The organism is Paenibacillus sp. FSL R5-0473 (genome assembly GCF_038004565.1).
In the GTDB taxonomy this organism is placed as follows: domain Bacteria; phylum Bacillota; class Bacilli; order Paenibacillales; family Paenibacillaceae; genus Paenibacillus; species Paenibacillus amylolyticus.
The window spans coordinates 340370-353284 of sequence record NZ_JBBORL010000001.1 but is presented as its reverse complement, the minus strand read 5'-3'; the positions used below and the strand labels follow the sequence as shown (position 1 = coordinate 353284).

The window sequence follows — 12915 nt, the reverse complement described above, 5'->3', positions numbered from 1 at the left end:
CTAGAGTTGAAGCTCTCCTGTTACCAGTTTGTCAGCCAAATGTCCAAAATCCAGAGCAACCTTGCCGAGCTCACCTGCAATTCGCCGACACAGAATGACCGCCGGAATTCCCGCCGCCACCAACGCGATATCAAAAGCATGTTCTGCGGTTTGCTGCATCACCCTCGGAATATCCATGACTCCTGCCACAGAACCAATGATGCCTGTGACATGAATCCCTCTGCTATGCAGCAGTGCCGCAAGCTCTGGTGCCTGGCTGCCTATGAGCAGAACCCGCCGTCCTTGCAGCAAGGGCAACACCAGACCGGACTGATGCAGACTGTAATTGATCGTGGAACTGGTCAATTTCAGCCGGGACCAGTCGATCCCGAAGTGGCGCAATACCGGGAATAACAGCCCCTGGAATGTCGGTGCCCGCGAGATCGGCACGCCAACCCAGTCGGCGGCCTGTATGGCTTCCGCAAGCATCGCGCGGATGTCGGGGGTTGAGCATGGCACCCCTGCATAGGGCAGAAACGGTGCCAGCTCCTGCACTTCCTGACCTGGCAGCACCGTATCGGCTGCCAGCGTGAGCAGTTCGCCATCTCCGAGGCGAACGACAGACAAGGGGCGCTGCGCATCCAGCGCCGCCGTGATGTGTCCAGCCATCTCATGCGGGCTGGACAGCCGGGCCAGGCTGGGCGCGTATTGGCGGAATCCCGCCGCGATCAGATCTGCCGCCGCCACGGCAGGCAGAATGTGATCCGGCGGGATGTGCTGCGCCACCAGCGCCTCCCCGCCGGCGAATACGCCGTCGCGGTAGCCCTCGGCGTAGCCGCCGGGCACAGCCTCCGCCTGCACTGCGTGCTCCGCGGGCGGAGGCGGCAAGCCCTTCGCGCTGCCCGCCTTCGCGCCGGCAGCGCCTCCCCGCCCTGCGGGGGCGACACCCTTCGGGTGTGTCGCCTGGCGCGGGGCGGGGCCAGCACCGCTGGCAGGCATCGCCTGTGGCGTGCTGGCTTGCGGTGCTGGCATGGGCGCACGGCGCATCGCCGTGCGCTGCTTGGCGCGGGCAGCGGCACGCCGGCCCCGCGCTGATGCCGGCCTGCGCCCAGCAGTGGCCCGGCGCAGGCCGGCTTTGCCTTTGCCGGTGCGGCTGGCTCTTGCTGCTCTGCCAACAGCACTGCCTGTGCTGCTGGCTTTCCTTGCAGCAGCCTTATGCGATGCGCCGGCAGATGTACCCGCTTTGGTCAGGGTACTCCGTTTCCCTGACTTCACACCTCTGACTCCAGCAGACCCTGTATCTGTTGCTGCCGGAGTGCCACTGCCCATAAATACGGCCGGGTGGATGCCCCGGGGCTTACCCGACACGGAGGCCTTAGCGGCCCCGGTGCGTGTCACTACTCTCACGCCATTCCCTCCTTTGGCATGCACGAGGATTGTCGCTGCGCAAAGCGCCGGAGCATCCTTCCAGCTCCGGCGCAGAGTGTTCTGCTCCCATGGGGCACCGCACAGCGGCAGCATCAGTCGCATATATTTTAGGGTAATTGTCCTTTCATACGGACAGCTGCTTCCTGGAGCGATTCAAATGTACCTGCATCACTCCAGTATTTCTGCAAAATGTCGTATTCCAGTCCGCCAGCAGACGCGTAGTGATTATTCACATCCGTAATTTCAAGTTCTCCGCGCGCAGACGGCGCAATGTTGCGAATCAGGTTAAATACATGATCATCATACATGTATATGCCCGTCACACAATAAGAGGTTTTCGGCTGGCTTGGCTTCTCCTCAATATACGAGATTCGCTCAGGATGCTTTGGATCAAAAACAGGCACCCCGTAACGTCGTGCATCATCCACCTCTTTGAGTAGAACTCGCGCTGTACCAGCAGGTTGCTGCATGTAACGGTCCACATAAGGCTTCAGATCATCGCTGAAGAGATTATCACCGAGAAGCACAACGAATTTTTCGCCAGGAAGAATAAAAGAAGTTGCCAGATCCAATGCTTCCGCAATCCCGCCTGCCTTTTCCTGAATGCGATAAGTCAACTTGACCCCATGATCTGCTCCGCCACCAAGATACTCTGTATATAACCCGGCGGAATGTTTGTTGATCACAATCAATAGTTCATCAATGCCTGCCTGGCGGAGCCTGTCGATGCCATACATAATCATCGGATGTTTACCGACTGGAAGCAGATGTTTGTTAATGAGCCGGGTCAGCGGATACAGTCTAGTTCCTGTTCCGCCGGCAAGAATTACACCTTTCATTCCACGTTCCCTCCTTCATCGGATATGTCCATATATTCAAGCGGATCGACATGCCATTTGTTCATAAAAATCGAACGATTACGCTCAAGCAGCTGTTTCCACGCTACCGGATCTGTCTTCTGGAAGCTGGCACTTCCCTGATGGTGCACGAGAACATCTCCACATACCAGCAGGCGGTATCCCTGCAATCTTGCTCTATAACAATAATCGTCATCCTCATAGTGTCCCGGAGAATATGCCTCGTCAAGCAGTCCAACCGATTCCACCACATCTCGTTTCATCAGCATGCACAGACCGACGATCCGGCGTACTTCCTTCCACCTTGAAGAATCCACAACATTATTGGAATTGGCCAACTCCTGAAAATGTTCCATATCCCGAAACTGTAGTTTAATCTGCTGGATGCCGCTTGCATAATTCGTAACAGGACCCGTGATCCCAATACTTGCGTCACTGTACAGAGCCGTTCGCAGGTTCTCCAGCCAACGGGGCGTGACCGTAACATCATTGTTCAACAGCAACAACTCATCCCCGCAAGCTGCACGAAGTCCAGCGTTACACGCTGCCGGAAACCCCCGATTGTCCGGGAACCTTACAAATCGAATTCGCTCCAGCGCACAATATTCAGCCGTTCCATCCGTCGAACCGTTATCTACCACGATAATTTCATATGACGCAGGATCGCCCGAGTATTGACGTATGGCATCGATGCAGGGCCTGATCAGATCCAGCCCATTGTAAGTTGGGATAATCATACTCGTCAGTGTCATTAGGCGTTCCTCCTGTAAGCGACTTCTACACGGGAGAGTGTATGTTCCTGGGCTGGATTCCAACCTGTACCCAGCAATGTAGCCAGTGCCTCCAGATGATCTCCGATGATCAATTTGGCGACATCATTCCCACTTCCCGTGTTACCAGGACGCAACCGATTGGAACGAATAACATCCACCTGACTTGGTGCCGAGACGTTCATTCCATGCTGAATAGCTAGACTTTGTGCCTTAGGTGGAACGGCCAGTGATGCTGGCTTCACGGTCTGAATCATACGACGAGACAATGCATGAGGCACGGCTGTCATGGAATTGGAACCAAGATCTGCCCTGCCTAATGTACGGTTCAGATATGCTTTGATCCGGCTTACCTCATCCTGGCCTGCAAACGCAGGCAGCAAAGACGTCAGATTATTCAACGCCACATCCTGTCCCCGATCAACCGCGAACAGAAAGGGTGCAAGCTGTTCAGCCGAGACGACCATATCTCCATCCACAAAAAGTACCGTCTCCGCGTCCGTCATCTTGGCTCCAAGTGCCCGGCCCACATCATGTCCTGCCCGATCCGGTTCATAGATTACTGTAAGTCCCGGCTGCCTTAGTACCTGCTTCAAACTGTCATCTGTCGTTCCATTCAGTACCACAATAATATCCGTCAGAGGCAACCGCTTTAGTTGCAATAACACCTGCCCCAGTGTGTGTTCTTCATTACAGGCACAGACAATGGCAGCAGCCGAATGACGAAGAGGTAGTGGCACGATCTGGAATGAATGTCCCGAGGCCTGAGCATAACCTTGCATAAATGCCTTACCTGCCTTCAGAGCTAGCTCGAAATTGCTTAGCTCCGCAACGTTCACCGCGTGTGCATTCCATACGAGACGTGCATGTTCTTCTGATACTGTGTTGTTTGCCTTTGCCTCGCTTCCTGCAACTTGCCCCGCTTTCCACATCAAGTGCAGATTTACTGGGCCAGACTTTGCTCGGCTTCTTCTTTTTTTTTGAATATCTACATGTTTCTTGTTCCTATGACGCTTGTTCATTACTGTTCTTCCTGCTGTCGTTGGTCTACTTGTTGTCCGCCTGCGGCGGACAACCCCTGAACGTCCCTTCATTTCCTCACCTCCAGCATGCTGCATCATCCGATGCGACATGCTTACCTCGCCAGGTTGCGAACACGTTGCAGATCGGTATAACCTCCGCGGGGACCGAGCGTATCCGTAATCCACTTAATCGCTGCCATATGATCATTCAGTACCACTTGACTTAGCAGATCAGGTCCGCTTCGCTTCTTGATTCGTACTGCATTCATTCTACCCACAGGTACGTGATGAACAGCGCGTACCCGAAGTCCTCCGATCACTGCCTTCGCTTGTGCGAGTGGCGGAACTTCCAGTGAGGATATCCCCATGACCTCAAGCCCTTTTCGGCTTATTGCATGTGGAATTGCTGTCATGGATGCCCCCCGGAGATCGGATCTTGCGAGTATGCTGTTCAACATGTGTTTGGCCTCCACTACCGGATGAACGGGATGATGAGTGACCGGCCCATGGTAGTCGTTAAGCGCCACATCCGTTCCCTTCAGCACAGCCTTCACGTAAGGTGCAAGGTGCTCTGCGGGAATTGCGATATCTGCATCAGTAAATAACAATACCTGACCGCGCGCCTCCGCTGCGCCTACTTTTCGTCCTCCATCATGCCCCAGTGCTTCGGCATACGTGAGCACTCGTGCTCCAGCCCGTTTGGCTGCGTTTGCCGTACCGTCTGTTGAACCATTCACAACGACAAGCACTTCAGCATCACGGCATATCCGCAGCGCTTCACGGACAACTGCACCAATCCTTTTCTCCTCATTCATAGCAGGGATAATGACCGAGAGCATCGGTCCCTGAGAAACATCTCTGTGTGAAGGAGCATCACTCATGCCATTTTCCGCTCCATTCTCTCCTCCATCCTTAGCCTGTAACATCAGCTGTTTGGATGGAATAACGAACGTATAGGCCTTTGTACCCTTTTTGTGTCCAGACTTCCATCTTCGTTTCTTCAGCACTGTTTTTCTTCGTGTCACATTGGATCGGGTTGCATAACGTGCTGTGGTACGGGTTTTGCGCAACAGTTTCACCTCCCGCATTCGATCATCGGCATGCCAAGGGAGTACACGTTATTCTATGTATTCGTGGAGCAGTGGAAACGGCGTTTGTCCTTGCACTAAGCAGGTTCTCCCTGTGAACACGAGGGTACAGGCCTTTCTTTTAGACAAAATACGTCAAAATATGTGAAAAACGCTACCTCTCCCCTACTTCAGACACAAATTTAACAAAAATCTAAAATTGTATCTTTTCCAAAGTTTTACATTGTGATAATATACGTTCCAAGCAGTTTTATTTACAAAAATAACCTTGTGGTGAACATAAGTTCCCCTATATTTTTTAAATCAATTTATTGACCTTAGGTTGATTAGATTATGACCTCATTCACAGAACTTGTTAAGCAGATACATTCTACTCTTGAGAGGAGTGATGCCGTTCAGAACACACTGCCTTTGTCATTTACGCAAACCCGGATTGAACACCCCAGTTTTCCGTGAACGTATCTTCTACCTGCGCAATTGGACAACCCCCGGCTTTCTGAAAGAGGAACACAATAGACGATTAAACCTTCGGGTTGAACTGAATAAACGGTTATCCTTTTGTTTGGTGTCGTGCTTAACACTTCCCGAGCTAAGGCCAAGCCGATTTTGTTCCAATCGTTTCTTGTCTCATTCCACGCTTCAGGTCTAGCCCCACGCTCCGCGCTGCCCAAGTTGCAGACGGAATTCCAACCGAGACTGGCATGAACATTTTCCAACCAAAAATAAGTTTAAGAATGGGAGAGTTTACTATGAAATTTGCCAAAGTTATGCCAACAATTCTTGGAGGAGCTCTTTTGCTCGCTTCCGTATCCTCTGCTACTGCAGCTCCAGTGTCTGATCAATCCATTCCACTTCAGGCCCCTTATGCCTCTGAGGAGGGTATTCCATTGAACAGTGGAACAGATGACACTATCTTTAATTATCTTGGACAGCAGGAACAATTTCTGAATTCCGATGTGAAATCCCAGCTCAAAATTGTCAAAAGAAACACAGATACATCTGGCGTAAGACACTTCCGCCTGAAACAGTATATTAAAGGTATCCCGGTTTATGGTGCAGAACAGACGGTCCACCTGGACAAAACCGGAGCCGTGAGCTCCGCACTTGGCGATCTTCCACCGATTGAAGAGCAGGCCATTCCGAATGATGGTGTAGCCGAGATCAGCGGAGAAGACGCGATCCGTATTGCAACCGAAGAAGCAACCTCCCGGATTGGAGAGCTTGGTGCCGCGGAAATCACACCTCAAGCTGAATTGAACATCTATCATCATGAAGAAGATGGTCAGACATATCTGGTTTACATTACGGAAGTAAACGTACTGGAACCTGCCCCTCTACGGACCAAATATTTCATTAACGCAGTGGATGGCAGTATCGTATCCCAGTTTGACCTCATTAACTTCGCTACTGGAACAGGTACAGGTGTACTCGGTGATACCAAAACCCTGACAACCACTCAATCCGGCAGCACCTTCCAACTGAAAGACACCACTCGCGGCAATGGCATCCAAACGTACACGGCGAACAATGGCTCCTCACTGCCTGGTAGCTTGCTCACGGATTCGGATAATGTATGGACCGATCGTGCAGGTGTAGATGCTCACGCTCATGCGGCTGCTACGTATGATTTCTACAAAAACAAATTCAACCGTAACGGTATTAATGGTAACGGATTGTTGATCAGATCAACCGTGCACTACGGTTCCAATTACAATAACGCCTTCTGGAACGGGGCACAGATTGTCTTTGGTGACGGAGATGGAACGATGTTCCGATCCCTGTCTGGTGATCTGGATGTTGTGGGCCATGAATTGACGCATGGTGTTATTGAATATACAGCCAATCTGGAATATCGCAATGAACCAGGTGCACTCAATGAAGCCTTTGCCGATATTTTCGGTAATACGATCCAAAGCAAAAACTGGCTGCTCGGTGATGATATCTACACACCTAACACTCCAGGAGATGCGCTGCGCTCCCTCTCCAACCCTACATTGTATGGTCAACCTGACAAATACAGCGATCGCTACACAGGCTCACAGGACAACGGCGGTGTCCATATCAACAGTGGTATCATCAATAAAGCCTATTTCCTTGCTGCTCAAGGCGGAACACATAATGGTGTGACTGTTACCGGAATCGGTCGGGATAAAGCGATCCAGATTTTCTACAGCACACTGGTGAACTACCTGACACCAACGTCCAAATTTGCCGCTGCCAAAACAGCTACCATTCAAGCAGCCAAAGATCTGTACGGAGCAACTTCCGCTGAAGCTACTGCTATTACCAAAGCGTATCAAGCTGTAGGCCTGTAAAATCTTATTTTATTGTAATTGAACTTATAATGTACTCATCCTAATGGTAACAAAACGTTCAGACACCCCTCACCGTCCGAACGGATTAAGCTGATATCAATCAAAAGCGGTGTCCCGGACAACTCTGGACACCGCTTTTGTCATTTGTTTATTACGGATACAATCCTGCACTATCCTTGCGAAGGTCCCGCAGCAATCCATGACAACAATCCGTACGTATGCTTGCAATCTGCCGTACGTGACACTTCAAGAACCGCTTCATCCTCACTCTGCGACAGCAGGGAAATCTGGAATCCCCGATCATTACTCATGCCCACAATCACATAATGTTCTGAAGCAAATGATTCTTCAAAAACAACAGTTACCTCTGTGCATACTTCACTCTCTGGCAGTACAAAAGCTTCCATCCCGAATTGTTGTACAACCGGTTGTTTGCTTACGCTGCGAACGGGCTGGAAGGCCAGATGTTTGGCTTGAACTGCCCCCGATTGCAGCTGGCTGCTGCCCACGGCATCATCACAGAGATGCTCCTGTTTAATCGATTGTTCACTTAACATAAACTCCGTAGTTCCAACGATCTCCTGTGACCGTTCAAGCTGTGGTTGCTGAGCCTGATCTCCCTGATCTTCCTGCACTGCCTGCTCAGTTGTGAACAAAGCTGCCGGTAGTTCGCCAAGCTGATCTGTTTGGGATACCAGCTCTTGTTGTTGCTCCAGACCAGCACCCGGTAATGCCTCGACGATTACCTGCTGTGATTGCTGTACACCTTCATTTTGTGGTTGAAGCAATCCCTCTTGTCTTTTGATAGCTGCCAGTTGCTCCAGCGTTTCTCCGCTGAACTGACGGATCGCATTCCATATCTCTTCGCTCAGATGCGCTGGACCTACAATCCCCGCATTCAAATGATTAGAGGTAATACTCTGCTCACTCAGTTTGCTGCCGTTCACGCTGCCATCGGCCAATTTGGCACTGGTGACAGACCCATTTTGTAGATGAACCCCGCTTACTGCTTCCTCTTCCAGATGAGTTGTGCGAATACTGCGTTCTTGAATATGATCAGCAAGAATGGTTCCATCCTGAATATGACGAGTTTGCACACTTTTGTCTGCTATGTGGATAGCCGATACCGCACCTTCAAGCAATTTATTACCGTTTACACTGCCGTCAGCCATTTTGGCACTTGTTATGGAACCATTGTGCAGATGAATCGAACTTACCGATTCCGCTTTGAGGTGGGATATCCCAATGCTTCGCTCTTGAATATGGTCAGCATGTATGGCTCTCTCTTGGATATGACGGGATTGCACACTTCCATTGGCAATATGGACATCCGACACCGCATCTTCAAGCAGTTTGCTGCTGCTCACACTGCCATCGGCCAGTTTGGCACTTGTTACAGACCCATTTTGCAGATGAACCGCACTTATTGCTTCCTCCTCCAGATGGGACGTACCAATGCTATGCTCCTGAATATGATCAGCAAGGATCGCTCCTGCCTGGATATGACGAGTTTGCACACTTTCCGACGCGATATGGCTCCCCAATACAGTATCTTCGAGCAATTTGCTGCCGCTAATGCTACTGTCAGCCAATTTGGCACTTGTGACGGACCCATTTTGCAGATGAACCGCACTTACGGCTTCCTCTTCCAGATGGGCTGTGCCTATGCTTCGCTCCTGTATATGACCAGCATGAATAGCTCCTGCCTGAATATGCCCGGATTGCACACTTTCCGATGCGATATGAATCCCGGATACCGTACCTTCGAGTAACTTGCTGCCAGTTATACTGCCATCCGCCAGTTTGGCACTCGTTACAGATCCATTTTGCAAATGAATGGCACTTACCGACTCCTCTTCCAAATGTGCTGTGCCGATGCTCCGCTCTTGAATATGATCAGCATGAATGGCTCCTGCCTGAATCTTACGGGATTGCACACTATCGTCTGCAATGTGGATATCTGATACTGCTCCTTCAAGCAACTTGCTGCCGGTTACACTGCCGTCGGCCAACTTGGTACTTGTTACAGATCCATTTTGCAGATGAATGGCACTTACTGCTTCCTGTTCCAAGTGAAGCATGCCAATGCTGTGCTCCTGAATATGGTCAGCAAGGATTACTCCTGCCTGGATATGGCGGGATTGCACACTTTCAGAGGCGATATGGATTCCCGACACCGCATCTTCGATCAACTTGCTGCCGGTTACACTGCCGTCGGCCAGTTTGGCACTGATGACAGACCCATTTTGCAGGTGAATCGCACTTACTGCTTCCTCCTCCAGATGGGTTGTGCCGATGCTCCGCTCCTGAATATGGTCAGCATGAATGGCCCCTGCCTGAATATGCCCGGTTTGCACACTTTCGGACGCAATATGAATCCCCGATACGGTTCCTTCAAGCAATTTGCTGCCATTGATACTGCCATCCGCCAGTTTGGCACTTGTTACAGATCCATTTTGCAAATGAACCGCACTTACAGACTCCTCATCCAGATGAACTGAGCCAATACTGCACTCTTGAATATGATCAGCAAGGATTGCGCCTTCTTGGATATGACGGGTTTGCACACTTTCATTGGCAAGGTGAGTATCCGATACGGTTCCTGCAGCTAATTTGCTGCCATCCACACTACCAGTCGCTAGTTTGGAGCGTGTCACAGATTCATCCTGCAAAATAATCGTACTTACCGCTTCTTCTTCCAGATGAGACGTTCCGATGCTGCGTTCATGAATATGATGAGGAAGAATTTCACCATCTTGAATATGACGGGAATGCACAGCTCCTTGCTGCAGATGAACAGCACTTGTTGACTCTGCCTGAAGATGCAAACCACTGATCAAACCTGGCTGAAGGTGAGCCGCTGTAATGGATAAAGGTGCCAGATGGTCTGTTTCGACAGATCCAGGTGCCAAGTGATGCGATGTGACCACCTGTTCAGCAATATGCTCCTCATGAATGATGTCTGGCTTCAGATGCTGTGAGCTCACTACTTGAGTCCCCAAATGGTCAGATTTCACGCTGCCTTCAGCCAGATGGACGGATTGTACAACGGATGGCTGCAAGTGCTCGCTACCTACAGCAGCCTGTTGCAGTTCTGTCCCGGATACCGAGTCTGCTGTCAAATGGTCCGCACTTATGGAGCCATGCCGAAGTTTGTTGCCGGTAATACTGCCATCAGCGAATAACTCGGGCGAGCGTATTTCTTCCGACAAATGTTCCAGGGAAACGGCATGCTGCTTCAGGTGATATCCGCGAATGGTTCCTGCTGGAATATGTTTGGCGTTAATACTCTCTGCCATAATCTTGGAAGAAGTCACGCTGCCGTCTGCCAGTTTAGCTGATGTGACAGCAAAATCCGCCAGTTTATCTGTTGCAACACTCTCTGGTGAAAGCTTGGGGGAGGTAACCGCATGATCTGTTAGATGAGGCGGAAAAATGGACCCGCCAGCCAGCTGGGCTGAAGTTACACTATCAATAGCCAGTTTGTCTGTGGTGACCGCAGCCCGTGCAATCGCATCCGTTTCAACACTACCCGGCTGAAGATGAGGTACACCTACGGCATGTTCTGTCAAGTGTTCCGATTTCACTGCATAAGGTCTCAGGGCCTCGGAACCCACGCTGCCTGGAGCCAGATGTGTCCCTGTGACTCCACCACTCGCAAGATGCGAGGATATAACACTTCCCGGGGCAAGCGCTCTGCTACTCACCGATGCCGTTCCAAGCTTTTCTGTTGTCACACTTCCATCCGCGAGTTTAACGTCTGTAACGGCAGCATCCTGCAATTCATACGTACCCACGGCCGACTCTGCAAGATGCCGCTCACACACCACGTCGTCTGCAAGAGCGTCTCCGGACACACTTCCGGCAGATAGATGAGCTGCCTCGATGCTTCCACTTGCAATGTGAATAGAGTGAATTGCGGAATTGTCCACATGTACCGGCGTAATTCCCCGATTTGCAATGTGTTCCGCACGAATGGACCCTTTGGCAAGATGTTTACCCTGTACGGCTTCATCCGCAATTTTGGAAGAAATGACGCTCTGATCAGAGATCTTGGATGCCGTAATGGACTGCTCCAGCAATTTTGCTGTTCCGACAGACTGGTCTGCCAGTTTGCTACTGGTTACTGCACCTTCTGTCAAATGCTCACTGCCCACTTCTCCATTGCCAATCTGCTCCTTGCCAACGGAATGAGCTCGAATCTGGCTTGAACCGATTGAACCGTCCAGTAGATGTCTTCCACTTAATGAACCCTCAGCTAAATGTCTTGTTTGTATGGATCCATCCTCTATCTGGTCACTTCCAATACTTCCATTTAATAGTTGTGAACGACCGACAGACCCTTCTGCCAGATGTGTCTGTTTAACAGCACCTGCCTGAATATGGTGAGACTCGATGGAGTGTTCTTCGATTTTGCTGCCTGTGACAGCAGCTTCACGAATTTTGGTTGTAGTCACTGCATCGTCAGCCAGTTTGGAGGTATTCACAGCTCCTCCCGTGAGATGCCTTGTATCCACCCCGCTAATCGCGATCTTGTCTCCAGTTACGGCATGATTCTTGATTAATTCTTCCGTTACCAGCATGCGGCTGAGATGTCTTGTGCTGATGGAGCCGTCGGCAATTTTGGCCGAATCGATGGCCTGGTTGCCAAGCTTCTGAGAAGTAATACTGCCATCTCTGATTTTCTCGCCTGCAATAGAAGCATTTCGTATTTTGTGACCAGACACAGAACCGTCAATCAGGTGCTCCTCAGATACAGACGCTTCCGCAAGTTTTGCTGAAACAATGGCCCCGTCTGCAATGTGAATGCTGGTCACCGCATAATCCTGCAATGCTTCACTGCCGACCGCATCCGGTTTCAGCTTGGAGGCATCTACAGAGAAAGGAGCCAACTTGCTCTCCGTAACAGCAAATTCACTCAAGTCGTCCGTGTAGATGTAATGTCCGGTATGACCCGGCATCTGGTTCTGGTTCAGGATCTGCAGCCGGTCCTTGTTTGTTGTTTCTTGTTTGATGATACCCACCTCTTCTTCCAGAACAAGCGGAGCCACACTGCTAACCTGAATCTGCTTATCCGAGCTGTCTTCTGTCTCGATTTCCTTGCTATCAGACTCTACGGGTTCCGGCTTGATTTCGGCTTCGATCTCCAACTCTTCCAGCTCATTTGTTGAAGAAGGTAGCTCCATTGAGTCGAATAGGAATTCTTCCGACTCCTGAACAGCTCTCGAATCCCTTTTATTCGTATTCAAACGTTCTTCCCTATTCACAGTGAAACCTGAGTTCATCTTGTCTGCCCGGCGATCAGTCAGTTCCAATTCCTTGTATTTCGGGCTCACATGCCGCAGTTTCGGCGTCGGAACCTTCTTTTTTCCATTTTTACTCATGCAGCTTGCTCCTTCCTCTAACGTTCGTCTCCGGCATCATATGCTTCCATATGGGCATCTGCCACTTCATTT

General features: G+C 50.6%; 7 protein-coding genes. 1 reads left to right on the top strand and 6 read right to left on the bottom strand.

Annotation, left to right across the window (positions count from 1 at the left end):
- The 5 genes from MKY28_RS01645 to MKY28_RS01625 all read right to left on the bottom strand — a co-directional run bounded on the left by MKY28_RS01645 (position 1) and on the right by MKY28_RS01625 (position 5135).
- Positions 1-648 carry a GT-D fold domain-containing protein gene (locus tag MKY28_RS01645; RefSeq protein ID WP_340387463.1) on the bottom strand — a complete coding sequence of 216 codons (648 nt, stop codon included), beginning with the start codon at positions 646-648 and terminating at the stop codon, positions 1-3.
- 866 nt (positions 649-1514) lie between these two features.
- Entirely contained in the window at positions 1515-2246 is a 732-nt protein-coding gene (locus MKY28_RS01640) for a sugar phosphate nucleotidyltransferase (protein WP_036605812.1), read from the bottom strand.
- Entirely contained in the window at positions 2243-3016 is a 774-nt protein-coding gene (locus MKY28_RS01635; RefSeq protein WP_340934535.1) for a glycosyltransferase family 2 protein, read from the bottom strand. The genes MKY28_RS01640 and MKY28_RS01635 overlap by 4 nt, the downstream gene beginning before the upstream one ends.
- Positions 3016-4128, bottom strand: coding sequence for a glycosyltransferase family A protein (locus MKY28_RS01630; RefSeq protein ID WP_340934533.1), 1113 nt, complete (start codon positions 4126-4128; stop codon positions 3016-3018). Before MKY28_RS01630 ends, MKY28_RS01635 begins: the two co-directional genes overlap by 1 nt.
- Before the next feature lie 41 nt (positions 4129-4169).
- Complete coding sequence (locus tag MKY28_RS01625; RefSeq protein WP_235193921.1) at positions 4170-5135, bottom strand: glycosyltransferase family 2 protein; 966 nt, start codon at positions 5133-5135, stop codon at positions 4170-4172.
- A 758-nt stretch (positions 5136-5893) separates the two neighbouring features.
- Between MKY28_RS01625 and MKY28_RS01620 the strand changes: the two genes are divergently transcribed.
- Positions 5894-7459, top strand: coding sequence for a M4 family metallopeptidase (locus MKY28_RS01620; protein ID WP_047841259.1), 1566 nt, complete (start codon positions 5894-5896; stop codon positions 7457-7459).
- A gap of 170 nt (positions 7460-7629) precedes the next feature.
- Here MKY28_RS01620 and MKY28_RS01615 read toward each other — a convergent pair whose 3' ends face one another.
- Positions 7630-12843, bottom strand: coding sequence for a WIAG-tail domain (locus MKY28_RS01615; protein WP_340934530.1), 5214 nt, complete (start codon positions 12841-12843; stop codon positions 7630-7632).
- Positions 12844-12915: the final 72 nt, after the last annotated feature.